The organism is Mycobacterium innocens (assembly GCF_900566055.1).
GTDB lineage: Bacteria > Actinomycetota > Actinomycetes > Mycobacteriales > Mycobacteriaceae > Mycobacterium > Mycobacterium innocens.
Map to the genome: position 1 here is coordinate 1 of NZ_UPHQ01000276.1, position 14,315 is coordinate 14,315.

Consider the following 14,315-nt stretch of genomic DNA (forward strand, 5'->3'; position numbering starts at 1 on the left):
GCTACAAGCCCTCGTCGCCGCGTTCGCCGCCGACAAGGCCATCGTCGACGAATCCTCCACCCGCACCGCTGTTGCCGAAGTCACGGCGGACTGAACACCACACCGACACCCCGAACACCACCGACCCCGCCGGACATCCACCGGCGGGGTCGTTTCATACCCGCACATCCTCACGATCAACGCCGCCATCATCCTCATCGTGAATGCCGGTCAACAAACCATTCCGACCTGCAAGGCTTCATCGTCGGCCAAGACGACGCAATCGCCCTCGCCGAGGGCGCATTCGGGCCCCTGCTCGCCAGCTGACCAACCAGCTCAACCACATCCGAGGCAGCTGACGACCAGCACACTTCACTCCCGTGAAACCCTCGGATTGCAGCCAGGGACAGCCGCCTCTCGGCTCATCGATCAGGCGGGCTCGCAGGCTCTCCTAAGGCCGTTTCACCATGAACGCCCGCTCAACCCGTAGATGTCCCTCGTGATCGGGTATTTCTCCGACGTATCCTGTTCCGACGGGTGTCCGGGTATTTCCCTGCACACTGTCACCACATTCGTGCAGGTCGATAGAGTGGAGTTCGTGGCTGGCTTCCCCGATACCCCGTCGGACCCGGCGGTGGTCGTCCTGAACCCCGATGATGAGATCACGCCGGAGTCCTTCGCTGCGTGGCTTGATCGTCGTCAGACGGGTGAACCAGTTGATCCGGGCGTGCGGGCTGCTGACACCCTTGCCGAAGCGCGCGCCGCTGGCGAGGTGTGAACCCGGTCGTCATCGACGCCTCCGCTGGCGTCGAACTGGCCGCGGACACGCTGCGCGGGCGAGCGCTACGAGCGTTGTTGCCCGCCGACGGGGTGCCATGGGTGCCCGAGCTGTTCTTCGTGGAGTGCGGCGCGGTGTTGCGCCGATGGGACCTGAACCGCATCCTGACGCGCCCCCAGATCGATCAGGCCATCGATGCCCTGATGGGCTGGCCGCTGCGCGTTACCCAGGTGCGGGGGTTGTTCGCCGACGCATGGCAGTTACGGACAAACGTCACCTTCGCTGACGCGGTGTACGTGGCGCTCGCCGAGCACCTTGGCGCCGACCTGCTTTCCGACGATCGCCGACTGGCCAACACCCCTGGCCTGCCGGTCCGGGTGCTGCACCTCCCAGGCTGACGGCACCCATACGGGCAAACAAGACGCATCGTCCCGATACGTAACTGCGACGTTGCCTGCCGATGATTCGCCGCGGGATACGGTTGCTCGCGTTCCCCGCCCCGATGATGTCGACCTTTCGGCAACCTGTGTCGACTTGTGGCGAAATTGGCTGGCGTAGTGGAAAAGCTACCTAGGAGTGTTCGATGATGTGGCGTTCACGATGCGGACGTATGTGCACTCGCAGCCCGACGCGCTGGCCGACGGCGCGCAGAGTTTGGCACGAGTTGTGACAATCCGTGACAACTTTACCGGCAGCCTGATACCAACGGAACGCATTGGCGCTGGTAGAGAGCGCGCCCGAAGAGATTCGAACTCCCAACCTTCTGATCCGTAGTCAGATGCTCTATCCGTTGAGCTACGGGCGCTTGTCTTCAGTTGTGTTCCCCGGAAGGGTCCAGCGGAGGCGAGAGGATTTGAACCTCCGGTCCCCTTGAAGGGGGACAACTCATTAGCAGTGAGCCCCATTCGGCCGCTCTGGCACGCCTCCATGAACTTCCTGAGGGTACCCGATGCCGGGAACCCGGAGCTGCCGGACGCTTAGCGTACACAGCTGCCACATATGCTGTCGACGTGCCTGCCCGTCTGCGACCCGTGCTGGACGGGCTGCCAGTCTATATTCCCGGCAAGACGGTGCCCGGGGCGATCAAATTGGCCAGCAACGAGACCGTGATCGGCCCGCTGCCCAGTGTGCGCGCGGCCATCGAACAGGCCACCGACTCGATCAACCGCTACCCCGACAACGGCAGCGTCGAGCTCAGGGCAGCGTTGGCCAAGCACTTGGACGTCGGTCCCGAGCACGTTGCCGTCGGGTGCGGTTCGGTCAGCCTGTGCCAGCAGCTCGTTCAAATCGTCGCCTCGGTGGGCGACGAGGTGATCTTCGGCTGGCGCAGCTTCGAGCTCTACCCGCCGCAGGTTGCGGTCGCGGGCGCGACCGCCGTCCCGGTGCCGTTGACCAATCACACGTTCGACCTCGAAGCGATGCTGGCCGCGGTCACCGACCGCACCCGGCTGATCTTCGTATGCAATCCGAACAATCCGACGTCGACCGTTGTTCCCCCGTATGTGCTCGCCGATTTCGTCAACGCGGTTCCGGCGCACATCCTGATCGCGATCGACGAGGCCTACGTGGAATACGTCCGCGACGGCATGGCCCCCGACAGTCTGGAGTTGGTCCATTCCCACGACAACGTGGTGGTGATGCGAACCTTCTCGAAGGCGTACGGGCTGGCGGGTTTACGCGTCGGGTATGCGATCGGCCACCCGGACGTGATCGTCGCGCTGGACAAGGTCTACGTGCCGTTCACCGTGTCGAGCATCGCGCAGGCGGCGGCCATTGCCTCACTGGATGCCGCCGACGAACTGCTGGCCCGCACCGACGCGGTGGTCGCCGAGCGCACCCGGGTGGGTGCGGCGTTGCGCGACGCCGGATTCGACCTGCCGCCGCCGCAGGCCAACTTCGTCTGGCTGCCGCTGGGAGCGCGCACTCGCGACTTCGTGGAACAGGCGGCCGCCGCGCGCATCGTGGTCCGCCCCGTGAGCAGCGAAGGCGTCCGGGTCACCGTGGGTGCGCCGGAAGAAAACGACGCCCTGTTGCGGTTCGCCCGCAGCTGGATCACTGCCGCGGCTGCGACGTGATGAGTATGGCCGCGGCGCGATTCGTCGAAAAATCCGCTGCCGACGCTCAAGCCGGGTTGCGGCCGGTGAACGCGACGAGCCGATGCAGCGCGCTGGCGTGCTCGGGAACCTCGACCGGCGCATCAAACCCGGCGGCGCTGCGTTCGTGCGGCTTGATCAGCGTGTGCGCCAATCCCAGCACGTACTCGGCCAACGAATCGGCCACGCGCACCTCACGTCCCACTGCCGTCGCGTAATCCCAGGCGTGGACCAGGAATTCGATCGAAAAGACAGACACCGCCACCCTGGCGGACATCGAACCCGGACCCAGCGACACCTCACCTTCCAGGCCGTGGCGGTGCCAGGCATCCAGCGCCGGCCGAGCGGCGCCGATCACCAGACGCTCCACCGAGTCGGTGTCCTCTCGCATGGAGAATTCCGCGTCGACCATGCCGCCGAGAACCATGATCGAGTTGAGCAGATGCCCGGTCAGGCCCTTCACGTCGTACTCGGTGCACGGCGTCTGCTTGGCCCTGTCGTCGGCGGCGATGGTGTGCAGCACCTGCTGCAGGACCCCGAGTGAGGCCTCGGCGCTTTGCAGCTCGTCGGTCGGTGGAGAATCTGGTCCGGGTCGCAAATCGGAGGACATACTCGCCACGCTACGGTCTCGGCATGGGCGAAACATACGAATCCGTTACCGTCGAAATCAAGGACCGGGTCGCGCAGGTGACCCTGATCGGGCCCGGTAAGGGAAATGCGATGGGCCCGGCGTTCTGGTCGGAGATGCCCGAAGTGTTCGCAAAGCTGGACGCCGACCGCGAGGTGCGGGCCATCGTCATCACCGGTTCCGGCAAGAACTTCAGCTACGGCCTCGACGTCCCGGCGATGGGCGGCTCGTTCACCCCGCTGCTGTCCGGCGACGCCCTGGCGGGCCCGCGCGCGGAGTTCCACGCCGAGATCAAGCGCATGCAGAACGCGATCAGCGCGGTCGCCGATTGCCGCACCCCCACCATCGCCGCGGTACACGGCTGGTGCATCGGCGGCGGCGTCGACCTGATCTCGGCGGTGGACATCCGCTACGCCAGCGCTGACGCCAAGTTCTCGGTGCGCGAGGTCAAACTGGCCATCGTCGCCGATGTCGGCAGCCTCGCCCGCCTGCCGCTGATCCTGAACGACGGTCACCTACGCGAACTGGCGCTGACGGGCCGCGACATCGACGCTGCCCGCGCCGAGAAGATCGGCCTGGTCAACGACGTCTACCCGGATGCCGACGCCACGCTGGCCGCGGCGCACGCCACGGCCGCCGAGATCGCTGAAAACCCGCCGCTGACCGTGCACGGCATCAAGGATGTCCTTGACCAGCAACGTATTTCCGCCGTGTCGGAGAGCCTGCGCTATGTCGCCGCGTGGAACGCCGCGTTCCTGCCGTCGAAGGACCTGACCGAGGGCATCTCGGCGATCTTCGCCAAGCGGCCACCGCAGTTCACCGGGGAGTAAGTCCTGCCGCCCGGTACAGCGGCGAGATTGCCGTCATGGCTGTGGTTGCGGCGCCGACCACGACCGTGGCGGCAATCTCGCTGCGGCTATAGCCACGTACCCTCGCGAAGGTGGCAGAGATGACCCCCGACGGAAAGATCCGCGTCCCCGCCGACCTGGACGCCGTGACGGCGATCGCCGACGAAGACCACTGCGACATCGACAGCGCGGCCGTCGAACGGATCTGGCAGGCCGCCCGCTACTGGTACCAGGCCGGAATGCACCCCGCTATCCAGGTGTGCCTGCGGCACAACGGAAACGTGGTGCTCAACCGGGCGATCGGCCATGGCTGGGGCAACGCCCCGACCGATGCACCCGACGCCGAGAAAATTCCGGTCACCACCGACACCCCGTTCTGCGCCTACTCGTCGGCCAAGGCTATTACCGCGACCGTCGTGCACCTGCTCGCCGAACAGGGCCACTTCAGCCTCGACCACCGCGTCTGCGAGTACCTGCCCACCTACACCAGCCACGGCAAGGACCGCACCACGATCCGCCACGTGCTGACCCACAGCGCCGGCGTCCCGTTTCCCACCGGCCCCAGGCCGGACGTGACCAAGGCCGACGACCACGATTACGCGCTGCAGAAGCTGGGCGAATTGCGGCCGCTCTACCGGCCCGGGCTGGTCCACATGTACCACGCCCTGACCTGGGGTCCGCTGATGCGCGAGATCGTCTGGCGGAGCACCGGCAAGGAAATTCGCGACATCCTGGCCGCCGAGATCCTCGACCCGCTGGGCTTCCGGTGGACCAACTTCGGTGTCGCCAAGAAGGACGTCCCACTGGTCGCGCCCAGCCACGCCACCGGACGGCCGTTGCCGCCGCTGATCGCAGCGGCGTTCCGCAAGGCCATCGGCGGAACCGTGCACGAGGTCATCCCGTACACCAACCAGCCGCTGTTTCTGAGCACCATCGTCCCGTCGTCCAACACCGTCTCCACCGCTAACGAGCTGTCGCGGTTCATGGAGATCCTGCGCCGCGGCGGCGAACTCGACGGGGTACGGATCATGCGGCCCGAGACGGTGCGCAACGCGGTCAAGGAATGCCGGCGGCTGCGGCCCGACGTCGCGACCGGTCTGATGCCGTTGCGCTGGGGCACCGGATACATGCTGGGTTCGACGCGGTTCGGGCCATTCGGGCGCAACGCGCCGGCCGCGTTCGGTCACCTCGGCCTGGTCAACATCGCCGTCTGGGCCGACCCGCAGCGCCGCCTGGCCGCCGCGGTGATCAGCAGCGGCAAACCCGGCAGAGATCCCGACGCCGGCCGCTACGGGGCGCTGCTGAACACGATCACCGCCACGATCCCATCCGGTTGACCTCGCCGGCCGGCGGGAACCCTGGGGGCATGTCTACCTACCGAGTGATCAACCCGCACGGCGAAGTTGTCGCCACCAAGGACATCGCCAGCGCCGACGACGCCCACGCGTGGTTCGTCGATAACCAGGCCGACAAAACCGAGTTCGGCTGGCGGATGGAAGTCGATATTGACGGCGACTGGCGATTCTTCGACCAAACCGACGGGGACCGGGCTTAGCGGGTTTGCCCGCCGACCGGCACGGCAACCCGACAGGTATGCAATCCGACCGCTTCCGCCAATTGTTGGACACACCGTCCGCAGCCACGACACCTTGCGCTCAGAAACCGTCGACGGCGGCGGTTATCCGGTCCACAAAGCCGCCGGCGCGGAAACGGCGGGATATGGCGACCCGCAGTTGCGCACCGACGAAGCCGCGCGCAAGAACCTGCGCGCCGTCGCCGACCGCGTCACCGAATTGGTCGACGAGACAGGCGTCGGCGCGTTCTTCGTGGTCGGCGAGGTGCGATCACGCTCCGACCTGCTGGTGGCCCTGCCGGAGCGGGTACTCGGCCGGGCGGTCCCGCTGAAGGTCGGTGCACGCCACAGCGGATACGACGTCGACGAGGTCCAACACGCCATCGAGTCCTGGTTCGTCCGGCGCCGACTCCGAGCGATCGATGACGCCGCGGAACGCTTCGGCGCCGAGATCGGCCGACGGTCCGGACGTGCCGCGCAGGATCTGGGCGCCGTCTGTTCAGCGTTGCGGCAGGGGGCGGTCGACACCCTGATCGTCGGCGACATCGGAGCCGCCACCGTGGTCGCCGACGAGACACCGAGCAGCGTCGCCCCCAACGCGGACGTGCTATCCGAGCAGGGGGCCGCGCCGGCCAAAACGCTGCGGGCCGACGAGGCGCTGCCGCTGTTGGCGATCTCGGTCGGGGCCTCGCTGGTACGCACCGACGAGCGGATGGCTTCGACCGACGGCGTCGCCGCCGCGCTTCGGTATGCGCCGACACTTGCACTGAACGGCGGTGGCGGAGGGATTTGAACCCCCGGACGGTTTTAGCCGTCTCTCGCTTTCAAGGCGAGTGCATTAGGCCGCTCTGCCACGCCACCGCTGCTTAGGGTAGCGGTTGTAGCGTGGCCCTCATGCGTGCCATCGTCGCCGAATCGGCGGATCAACTGGTTTGGCAGGAAGTGCCCGATGTCTGCGCGGGCCCGGGCGAGGTGCTAGTCAAGGTCGCCGCGGCTGGCGTCAACCGCGCCGACGTACTGCAGGCGGCCGGAAAATATCCGCCGCCGCCGGGCGCCAGCGAGACCATCGGTATGGAGGTCAGCGGCACGGTGGCCGACGTGGGTTCCGGTGTCTCGGATTGGGCTGTGGGACAAGAGGTTTGCGCGCTACTGGCGGGCGGTGGCTACGCCGAGTACGTCGCCGTTCCGGCTGGCCAGGTGATGCCGCTTCCACCGAATGTCGGTCTTGTCGATGCCGCGGCGCTTCCCGAAGTCGCCTGCACGGTGTGGTCGAACCTGGTGATGACCGCCCACCTGAGCCCGGGTCAGCTGCTGTTGATCCATGGCGGCGCCAGCGGCATCGGCACCCACGCGATCCAGGTCGCGCGCGCTTTGGGCGCCCGGGTGGCGGTGACCGCCGGGACGCCGGAAAAGCTGGAACTCTGTCGCGGCCTCGGGGCGCAGATCACCATCAACTATCACGACGAGGACTTCGTCACTCGCCTCAAAGAGGAGAGCCCCGGGGCCGACGTGATCCTCGACATCATGGGCGCGGCCTATCTGGACCGCAATATCGACGCCCTGGCCGTCGACGGCCAACTGGTGGTCATCGGCATGCAGGGCGGGGTCAAGGCGGAGCTCAACCTGGGCAAGTTGCTCACCAAAAGGGCCCGGATCATCGGCACCACGCTGCGGGCCCGTCCGGTGGCCGGTCCGAACAGCAAGAGCGCCATCGCGTCGGCGGTGACGGCCTCGGTCTGGCCGATGATCGCCAACGAGCGGGTTCGGCCGATCATCGGCAACCGGCTGCCCATCCAACAGGCGGCGGAGGCGCATCAACTGATGTTGTCGGGCAAGACGTACGGCAAGATCCTGCTGACCGTCTCGAACCCGCGAGCGTAACGCCGCGGCGATATCAGCGCGCCGAAATTTCGCCCTGGCGTTGCGGTCGCGAGTGATTAGCCCGACTCAACCCAGAGAAGCCAGCGCGCGCACCAACTGGTCCACTTCGGCCGTCGTCGAATAGTGAGCCAGCCCGACGGTCACCGCGCCGCCCACGTCGTTGGCGCCCAGCACGTCCAGCGCGCGGGAGTTGGCATTCGCGATCGCCAGAATGCCGTTGTCGGCCAGGCGCTGTACCACCCGATCGGCCGGCACGTCTTGAAATGCGAAGCTCAGCACCGGTATCCGCGCTTCCGGGCGGCCGATCAGGATCACCAACGGCAACGACCGCAACGACACCATCAGGTAGTCGAAGATCCGGTTCAGGTAGGCCGACGCCGAATGCATCGACACCGACAGGCGTTCGCGGCGGGTTCCGCGAGCCGACTCGTCCAGCGAGGCGAGGTATTCGATGCTGGCGACCACGCCGGCCAGCAGACCGAACTGGTGCCCGCCGATCTCCAGCCGTGCCGGACCGGTGGCATGCGGATGCGTCGACACCGAGGCGAAGGTGTTCAGCAGCGCCGGCTCACGGAAAACCATCGCCCCGACCGGCGGCCCGCCCCAGCCGACGGCGTTGACCGCCACCACGTCGGCCTCGGTTTCCTTGATGTCGATCAGCCGGTACGGGGCGGCAGCAGAATGGTCGACCACCACCAGACCGCCGACGTCGTGGACCAGCTTGGTCATCGCTCGCAGGTCGGTGACCGCGCCCAGCGTCCCGGATGCGGACGTGACCGCGACCAGCCGGGTCGACTTGCTGATCAGGCTCTCCCACTGCCACGTCGGCAGCTCACCGGTCTCGATGTCGACCTCGGCCCACTTCACCTTGGCGCCGTAGCGGTGTGCCGCCCGCAGCCACGGCGCGATATTGGCCTCGTCGTCGAGGCGGCTGACGATGACCTCGTAGCCCAAGCCGGCGCGCGAGGACGACGCCTCGGCCAACGACGACAACAGCACCGCGCGATCGGCGCCCAGCACCACGCCACCCGGATCACCGTTGACCAGATCGGCCACCGCGTCACGCGCCGCATCCAGCACGGCGGCGCTGCGTCTCGCCGAGGGGTGCGCACCCGCCGTGCTGGCGGCAGACCTGCGAAATGCCGTCGACACGGTGGTCGCGACAGAATCGGGAATCAACATGCCGGCCGGCGCGTCGAAGTGCACCCATCCGTCACCCAGCGACGGGTGCAACCCCCGCACCCGGGCGACGTCATATGGCATGCCAGCCACCCTAATGCTCTCGCTATATCTGCAAACTGGTGACGGTCGTGGGTGCCCCATCGACGTTGTAGCCGTTACGGCTTCCCGAGCCAGGACACCCGGCCAGCCATACTAGTCCAGTGAGCTTGTGGTTCGGAACGCTGATCGCATTGGTATTGCTGATCGCGCCCGGGGCAATCGTCGCACGCGTCGCTCAGCTGAATTGGCCCACCGCCATCGCGGTAGGCCCGCCGCTGACGTACGGCGTCATCGCCGTGGCGATCCTGCCCTATGGCGCGCTGGGCATCCCGTGGAACGGCTGGACGGCACTGCTGGCCTTGGCCGCCGTGACCGCGGCGGCCACCGGCCTTCAGCTGTTGCTCGGCCGCTTTCGGGACCGGGACGCCGAGGCGCGGGCGGTCGGTCGCGGTCCGGCGCTGACGATCGCGGCCGGGGTGCTGCTGGGGGTGCTGTTCATCGGCTGGGCGGCCTACCGCGGGATCCCGCACTGGCAGTCCATCCCCAGCACCTGGGACGCGGTGTGGCACGCCAACACCGTGCGCTTCATCCTCGACACCGGCCAGGCGTCGCCCACCCACATGGGCGAGCTCCGCAACGTCGAAACCCACGCGCTGCTGTACTACCCGTCGGTGTTCCACGCGCTGGCCGCGGTGTTCTGCCAGCTCACCGGCGCCGCAGCCACCACCGGTTACACGCTGAACTCGCTGGCCGCAGCGATCTGGCTGTTTCCGGTGAGCGCGGCGGTGCTGACCTGGCGGGTGCTGCGCTCACGGTTGGCCGAATGGCCGGCCACCTCGGCCTCCGCGGAGTGGCTGACCGCCGGGGCGGCCGCCACCGCGGCGGCATTGTCGGCGTCGTTCACCGCGGTGCCGTATGTCGAGTTCGACACCGCCGCGATGCCCAACCTGGCCGCCTACGGGGTCGCGGTACCCACCATGGCGCTGATCACCTCGACGTTGCGCCACCGCGACCGGATCCCGGTGGCCGTGCTGGCGTTCGTGGGGGTGTTGTCGGTGCATATCAGCGGGGGCGTCGTGGTCGTGCTGTTGGTGTCGGCCTGGTGGCTCCTCGAGGCGTTGTGGCGTCCGGTCCGCGGCCGGCCGGCCGATCTGCTGACCCTGGCCGGCGTGACGGTGATTTCCGGGCTGATCATGCTGCCGCAGTTCCTCAGCGTCCAACAGCAGGAAGACGTCATCGCCGGGCACTCGTTTCTCACCTACCTGAGCACCAAGCGAGGCATCTTCGACGCGGTTTTCCAGCACTCCCGCCACCTCAACGACTTCCCCGTCCAGTACGCCCTGATCGTGCTGGCCGCCATCGGCGGGTTCCTGCTGCTGGTCAAGAAGATCTGGTGGCCGCTGGCGGTGTGGTTGCTGCTGATCGTGATGAACGTCAACGCCGGCACCCCGCTGCGCGGCCCGATTGAAGTGGTGGCCGGGGGGCTCGGCAAATTCTTCTACAACGATCCGCGCCGGATAGCGGCAGCCACCACGCTGCTGCTGATGTCGATGGCCGGCGTCGCCTTGTTCACGATCGTCATGCTGGCAGTGGCCGGAGCGAAACGACTGACCCAGCGCTTCAAGCGCTTCAAGACGCTGCCGCAACCGTTCTGGACCTCGGTGACCGCCGCGCTGCTGATAGGGATATGCCTGGCCAGTTCCTGGCATTACTTTCCGCGGCACCGCTTCCTGTTCGGCGACAAGTACGACTCGGTGATGATCGACCAACGCGACCTCGACGCCATGGCGTACCTGGCGACCCTGCCCGGCGCCCGCGACACCCTGATCGGCAACGCCAACACCGACGGCACCGCGTGGATGTATGCGGTCGCCGACCTGCACCCGCTATGGACCCACTACGACTACCCCGTGCAGCAGGGCCCCGGCTACCACCGGTTCATCTTCTGGGCCTACGCGCGCAATGGCGATGCCGATCCGCGGGTACCGGAGTCCATCAAGGCGCTCAATATCCGCTACATCCTGACCAGCAGCCCGACGGTCAGGGGGTTCCCCGTTCCCGACGGACTAGTCTCTCTGGAGAAATCGCCGTCGTGGAAGAAAATTTACGACAACGGCGGAGCCCGGATTTACGAGTGGCGCGGGCAGGCCCTGGCGACGCACTCCTAGTCGACGCGTAAGAGGATGGTGACTGGATTGACTACCGGCAACGATGACCAAGATGTCGAGGGCGTCGAGATCATCGGTGACGAACCGCGGTTCATGGCGATAGCCGAAGACGACTCCGACGAGCGTTCGCTGACCGACCTCGTCGAACAGCCCGCCAAGGTGATGCGAATAGGCACCATGATCAAGCAACTGCTCGAGGAGGTCCGCGCCGCGCCGCTGGACGACGCCAGCCGCAACCGGCTACGCGATATCCACGCCACCAGCATCCGCGAGCTCGAAGACGGCCTGGCGCCGGAGCTGCGCGAGGAACTCGACCGGCTGACGCTGCCGTTCAGCGAGGACGCCGCGCCTTCGGACGCCGAATTGCGGATCGCGCAGGCACAGTTGGTCGGCTGGCTGGAAGGTCTGTTCCACGGCATCCAGACCGCGCTGTTCGCCCAGCAGATGGCCGCCCGCGCGCAGCTGGAGCAGATGCGCCAGGGCGCACTGCCCCCGGGCGTCGGCAAACCGGGTCACGGCCACGGCCACGGACAGTACCTGTAGACCGTGTCCAAGGGTCCGCACATCGAGACGCGCGAAGCGTGGGTGGAGTTTCCCATCTTCGACGCCAAATCGCGTTCCCTGAAGAAGGCCTTCCTGGGCAAGGCCGGCGGTGCGATCGGCCGCAACAGCTCCAACGTCGTCGTCATCGAGGCGTTGCGGGACATCACCATGTCGCTCGAACTCGGCGATCGGGTCGGACTCGTCGGCCACAACGGAGCCGGGAAATCGACTCTGCTGCGCCTACTTTCAGGCATTTACGAGCCGACGCGCGGCTGGGCCAAGGTCACCGGCCGGGTGGCGCCGGTCTTCGATCTGGGCATCGGCATGGACCCGGAGATCTCCGGCTACGAAAACATCATCATCCGCGGCTTGTTCCTGGGTCAAACCCGAAAGCAGATGCAGGCCAAGGTGGACGAGATCGCCGAGTTCACCGAGTTGGGCGAGTATCTGTCGATGCCGCTGCGCACCTATTCCACCGGTATGCGGGTGCGGCTGGCGATGGGTGTGGTGACCAGCATCGACCCGGAGATCCTGTTGCTGGACGAAGGCATCGGCGCGGTGGACGCCGAATTCCTCAAGAAAGCCCAGTCGCGGTTGCAGAGCCTGGTCGACCGTTCCGGAATCCTGGTGTTCGCAAGCCATTCCAACGAATTTCTGGCCCGCCTGTGCAAGACCGCGATGTGGATCGACCACGGCGTCATCAAGCTGACCGGCGGTATCGAAGACGTGGTGCGCGCCTACGAGGGTGCGGACGCGGCCCGGCACGTGCACGACGTGCTGGCCGAGACGGCGAACACCGGCATGGCGCAACAGCCGCTGGCGCAACAAGTGTCCGGGGATGAGTGAGTTCATCGCTGCCGTCGTGGTCACCCACCGGCGCCTCGACGAACTCGCCACGTCGCTGGATGTGCTGAGCACCCAGACCCGGGCGCCGGATCACCTGATCGTCGTCGACAATGACGCCGACGAACGGGTCCGCGATTTGGTTGCGGCCCAACCGATCCCCACCACTTACCTGGGTTCGCGCCGAAACCTGGGCGGCGCAGGCGGTTTCGCTCTCGGCATGTTGCACGCGCTGGCGCTGGGCGCCGATTGGGTGTGGTTGGCCGACGACGACGGACACGCCCAGGACACCGGCGTGCTCGCGACGCTACTGGCCTGCGCCGAGAAATACGGCTTGGCCGAGGTGTCGCCGATGGTGTGCAATTCCGATGATCCGCAGCGGCTGGCGTTTCCGCTGCGGCGCGGTCTGGTATGGCGCAGCCACACCAGCGAATTACGCACCGAACAGGGGCAGGAGCTGCTGCCCGGGATCGCGTCGCTGTTCAACGGGGCACTGTTTCGGGCCGCCACCGTGGAGGCGATCGGTGTGCCGGACCTACGGCTGTTCATCCGCGGCGACGAGGTGGAGATGCACCGCCGGCTGGTTCGGTCCGGCCTGCCGTTCGGCACCTGCCTGGACGCGGTGTACCTGCACCCGTGCGGATCCGACGAGTTCAAACCGATCCTGGGCGGCCGCATGCACACCCAATACCCCGACGACCCCGGCAAGCGGTTCTTCACCTACCGCAACCGCGGCTACGTGTTGTCGCAGCCGGGTCTGCGTAAGCTCCTGCCACAGGAGTGGCTGCGGTTCGGCTGGTTCTTCCTGGTGACCCGCCGCGACCCCAAAGGCCTGGTGGAATGGATTGGGTTGCGCCGCTTGGGACGTCGCGAGAGGTTCGGGCGGCCTGATCTGGGAGGGTCGTGATGACGTTCATCGACGCTCAAGCTAGTTTCAAAGCGCACTCGCGCACACTTGCCCGCGCCCGGGCCGATCTGATCGACGGGTTCCGCCGTCACGAGCTATGGCTGCACCTGGGCTGGCAGGACATCAAGCAGCGTTACCGGCGCTCGGTGCTGGGCCCGCTTTGGATCACCATCGCCACCGGAACCACCGCGGTGGCGATGGGCGGGTTGTACTCCAAGCTGTTTCACCTCGAGTTGTCGGAACATCTGCCCTACGTCACGCTCGGGCTGATCATCTGGAACCTGATCAACGCCGCCATCTTGGACGGCGCCGACGTCTTCGTCTCCAACGAGGGTCTGATCAAACAATTGCCGACGCCGTTGAGCGTGCACGTCTATCGGCTGGTGTGGCGGCAGCTGATCTTGTTCGCCCACAACATCGTGATCTATCTGGTGGTGGCGATCATCTTCCCCAAGCCGTGGTCGTGGGCGGATCTGTCGGTGATTCCCGCATTGGGACTGATCGTGCTCAATTGCGTATGGGTGTCACTGTGTTTCGGCATCCTGGCCACCCGCTACCGCGACATCGGCCCGCTGCTGTTCTCGGTAGTGCAACTGCTGTTCTTCATGACCCCGATCATCTGGAACGACGACACGCTGCGCCAGCAGGGCGCCGGACGGTGGTCGCGCATCGTCGAACTCAACCCGCTGCTGCACTACCTCGACATCGTGCGTGCCCCGCTGCTCGGCGCGCACCAGGAGCTGCGGCACTGGATGGTGGTGGTGATCCTGACTGCCGTCGGTTGGGCGCTGGCGGCGATTGCCATGCGGCAGTATCGCGCGCGGGTGCCCTATTGGGTTTGACAGCCACGGTG

General features: G+C 66.6%; 15 protein-coding genes, 3 tRNA genes and 1 pseudogene. 14 read left to right on the forward strand and 5 right to left on the reverse strand.

Annotated elements, in window-relative coordinates; translation table 11 throughout:
* The 3 genes and pseudogenes from EET03_RS26525 to EET03_RS26535 all read left to right on the forward strand — a co-directional run.
* Positions 1-94 (forward strand): annotated as a pseudogene (locus tag EET03_RS26525) (ExeA family protein); the annotation flags it as partial.
* A 375-nt stretch (positions 95-469) separates the two neighbouring features.
* On the forward strand, positions 470-757 hold the full coding sequence (locus EET03_RS26530; RefSeq protein ID WP_075544602.1) for a hypothetical protein: 288 nt from the start codon (positions 470-472) through the stop codon (positions 755-757).
* On the forward strand, positions 754-1,155 hold the full coding sequence (locus tag EET03_RS26535; protein ID WP_075544603.1) for a type II toxin-antitoxin system VapC family toxin: 402 nt from the start codon (positions 754-756) through the stop codon (positions 1,153-1,155). The genes EET03_RS26530 and EET03_RS26535 overlap by 4 nt, the downstream gene beginning before the upstream one ends.
* A gap of 334 nt (positions 1,156-1,489) precedes the next feature.
* Here the strand turns inward: EET03_RS26535 and EET03_RS26540 are convergent.
* Together EET03_RS26540 and EET03_RS26545 are read right to left on the reverse strand one after the other, a co-directional pair.
* Positions 1,490-1,562, reverse strand: a tRNA-Arg gene (locus EET03_RS26540).
* Positions 1,563-1,595: 33 nt separating this feature from the next.
* A tRNA-Ser gene (locus EET03_RS26545) sits at positions 1,596-1,684 on the reverse strand.
* Positions 1,685-1,767: 83 nt separating this feature from the next.
* Here EET03_RS26545 and hisC point away from each other — a divergent pair.
* A complete protein-coding gene (hisC, locus tag EET03_RS26550) occupies positions 1,768-2,832 on the forward strand; it encodes a histidinol-phosphate transaminase (RefSeq protein WP_075544604.1) in 1,065 nt (354 codons plus the stop codon).
* A gap of 46 nt (positions 2,833-2,878) precedes the next feature.
* Here hisC and EET03_RS26555 read toward each other — a convergent pair whose 3' ends face one another.
* Positions 2,879-3,460 (reverse strand): TIGR03086 family metal-binding protein, encoded by a 582-nt coding sequence (locus EET03_RS26555; protein ID WP_063473076.1) that lies wholly within the window; start codon positions 3,458-3,460, stop codon positions 2,879-2,881.
* Between the two features lie 23 nt (positions 3,461-3,483).
* On the opposite strand from EET03_RS26555, the gene EET03_RS26560 reads away from it, so the two are divergent.
* The 4 genes from EET03_RS26560 to EET03_RS26575 all read left to right on the forward strand — a co-directional run bounded on the left by EET03_RS26560 (position 3,484) and on the right by EET03_RS26575 (position 6,692).
* Entirely contained in the window at positions 3,484-4,308 is an 825-nt protein-coding gene (locus tag EET03_RS26560; protein ID WP_099193838.1) for a crotonase/enoyl-CoA hydratase family protein, read from the forward strand.
* 119 nt (positions 4,309-4,427) lie between these two features.
* The gene (gene lipE / locus EET03_RS26565; RefSeq protein ID WP_075544606.1) at positions 4,428-5,663 is read left to right on the forward strand and encodes a lipase LipE; all 1,236 of its coding nucleotides are present in this window, start codon (positions 4,428-4,430) and stop codon (positions 5,661-5,663) included.
* A 29-nt stretch (positions 5,664-5,692) separates the two neighbouring features.
* Positions 5,693-5,881: a hypothetical protein gene (locus tag EET03_RS26570; protein ID WP_075544607.1), complete on the forward strand. Its 189-nt coding sequence runs from the start codon at positions 5,693-5,695 to the stop codon at positions 5,879-5,881.
* Between the two features lie 43 nt (positions 5,882-5,924).
* On the forward strand, positions 5,925-6,692 hold the full coding sequence (locus tag EET03_RS26575; RefSeq protein WP_279637756.1) for a baeRF2 domain-containing protein: 768 nt from the start codon (positions 5,925-5,927) through the stop codon (positions 6,690-6,692).
* On the opposite strand, the gene EET03_RS26580 is transcribed toward EET03_RS26575, so the two are convergent.
* Positions 6,674-6,760, reverse strand: a tRNA-Ser gene (locus EET03_RS26580). The two genes, EET03_RS26575 and EET03_RS26580, sit on opposite strands and share 19 nt — an antisense overlap.
* A gap of 33 nt (positions 6,761-6,793) precedes the next feature.
* Between EET03_RS26580 and EET03_RS26585 the strand changes: the two genes are divergently transcribed.
* On the forward strand, positions 6,794-7,780 hold the full coding sequence (locus EET03_RS26585; protein ID WP_075544608.1) for an NAD(P)H-quinone oxidoreductase: 987 nt from the start codon (positions 6,794-6,796) through the stop codon (positions 7,778-7,780).
* Between the two features lie 66 nt (positions 7,781-7,846).
* Here the strand turns inward: EET03_RS26585 and EET03_RS26590 are convergent, their stop codons facing one another.
* Positions 7,847-9,043, reverse strand: coding sequence for a cysteine desulfurase-like protein (locus EET03_RS26590; RefSeq protein WP_075544609.1), 1,197 nt, complete (start codon positions 9,041-9,043; stop codon positions 7,847-7,849).
* Between the two features lie 119 nt (positions 9,044-9,162).
* Between EET03_RS26590 and EET03_RS26595 the strand changes: the two genes are divergently transcribed.
* From EET03_RS26595 to wzm, 5 genes are read left to right on the forward strand one after another with little or no spacing between them, the layout of a single operon-like run.
* Positions 9,163-11,169, forward strand: a complete 2,007-nt coding sequence (locus EET03_RS26595) for a DUF6541 family protein (protein ID WP_099193839.1) — start codon at positions 9,163-9,165, stop codon at positions 11,167-11,169.
* 15 nt (positions 11,170-11,184) lie between these two features.
* Positions 11,185-11,712 carry a bacterial proteasome activator family protein gene (locus tag EET03_RS26600; protein WP_099193840.1) on the forward strand — a complete coding sequence of 176 codons (528 nt, stop codon included), beginning with the start codon at positions 11,185-11,187 and terminating at the stop codon, positions 11,710-11,712.
* 3 nt (positions 11,713-11,715) lie between these two features.
* A complete protein-coding gene (gene wzt, locus EET03_RS26605; protein WP_075544611.1) occupies positions 11,716-12,558 on the forward strand; it encodes a galactan export ABC transporter ATP-binding subunit Wzt/RfbE in 843 nt (280 codons plus the stop codon).
* Positions 12,551-13,462: a galactofuranosyltransferase GlfT1 gene (glfT1, locus tag EET03_RS26610; RefSeq protein ID WP_075544612.1), complete on the forward strand. Its 912-nt coding sequence runs from the start codon at positions 12,551-12,553 to the stop codon at positions 13,460-13,462. Before wzt ends, glfT1 begins: the two co-directional genes overlap by 8 nt.
* The gene (gene wzm / locus EET03_RS26615) at positions 13,462-14,304 is read left to right on the forward strand and encodes a galactan export ABC transporter permease subunit Wzm/RfbD (protein ID WP_075544613.1); all 843 of its coding nucleotides are present in this window, start codon (positions 13,462-13,464) and stop codon (positions 14,302-14,304) included. The genes glfT1 and wzm overlap by 1 nt, the downstream gene beginning before the upstream one ends.
* Positions 14,305-14,315 lie beyond the last annotated feature (11 nt).

What these genes read in the sequence shown, in the direction of transcription:
- EET03_RS26555 (WP_063473076.1), bottom strand. Translation starts at nt 3,460, where the DNA reads ATGTCCTCCGATTTGCGACCCGGACCAGATTCTCCACCGACCGACGAG.
- wzm (WP_075544613.1), top strand. Translation starts at nt 13,462, where the DNA reads ATGACGTTCATCGACGCTCAAGCTAGTTTCAAAGCGCACTCGCGCACA.
- lipE (WP_075544606.1), top strand. Translation starts at nt 4,428, where the DNA reads ATGACCCCCGACGGAAAGATCCGCGTCCCCGCCGACCTGGACGCCGTG.
- EET03_RS26585 (WP_075544608.1), top strand. Translation starts at nt 6,794, where the DNA reads ATGCGTGCCATCGTCGCCGAATCGGCGGATCAACTGGTTTGGCAGGAA.
- EET03_RS26570 (WP_075544607.1), top strand. Translation starts at nt 5,693, where the DNA reads ATGTCTACCTACCGAGTGATCAACCCGCACGGCGAAGTTGTCGCCACC.
- EET03_RS26530 (WP_075544602.1), top strand. Translation starts at nt 470, where the DNA reads ATGTCCCTCGTGATCGGGTATTTCTCCGACGTATCCTGTTCCGACGGG.
- glfT1 (WP_075544612.1), top strand. Translation starts at nt 12,551, where the DNA reads ATGAGTGAGTTCATCGCTGCCGTCGTGGTCACCCACCGGCGCCTCGAC.
- EET03_RS26560 (WP_099193838.1), top strand. Translation starts at nt 3,484, where the DNA reads ATGGGCGAAACATACGAATCCGTTACCGTCGAAATCAAGGACCGGGTC.
- EET03_RS26600 (WP_099193840.1), top strand. Translation starts at nt 11,185, where the DNA reads ATGGTGACTGGATTGACTACCGGCAACGATGACCAAGATGTCGAGGGC.
- EET03_RS26590 (WP_075544609.1), bottom strand. Translation starts at nt 9,043, where the DNA reads ATGCCATATGACGTCGCCCGGGTGCGGGGGTTGCACCCGTCGCTGGGT.